This window comes from Streptomyces sp. MBT65 (assembly GCF_016612545.1).
Lineage (GTDB): Bacteria > Actinomycetota > Actinomycetes > Streptomycetales > Streptomycetaceae > Streptomyces.
The window spans coordinates 1-392 of record NZ_JAENRY010000787.1 but is presented as its reverse complement, the minus strand read 5'-3'; the positions used below and the strand labels follow the sequence as shown (position 1 = coordinate 392).

Annotated in this window: 1 protein-coding gene; it reads right to left on the bottom strand. The window is 72.4% G+C overall.

The features are described from left to right. On the bottom strand, positions 1-389 hold a 389-nt coding region (locus tag JHN63_RS52115; RefSeq protein ID WP_307782212.1), incomplete at its 3' end, for a lipid II flippase MurJ. Positions 390-392: the final 3 nt, after the last annotated feature.

Below are 392 nucleotides of genomic sequence, written 5' to 3'. Positions count from 1 at the left end.
ACCAGGTAGGGGGCTGCCGCCACGAGCAGTGCCGACACCGCGATGAACGCCAGCGTGAGGCGGGGGAGGGTGGCTTTCACCAGGGTGCGGACGGGGTCGCCGGGGGCGCCCTGCGCTCTGCGGGCCAGGGCCATGCTGAACGCGGGGATCAGGGCGAAGGCGAGGCCGTCCTCGATCAGGAGGGTGGCGGCGAACTCGGGGATGGTCCAGGCGACGAGGAAGGCGTCGGTCTCGCTGCCGGCGCCGAAGAGGCGGGCCAGGGCCTGGTCTCTGGCGAGGCCTAGCAGGGAGCCGGTGATGGAGAGGGCGGCGGTGATCAGTGCGGCTTTGGCCAGGAAGCGGCGGGATTCGGGGGCCTGGGTGGGTTCTGGCGAGGGGGTCGGGATCAGGGT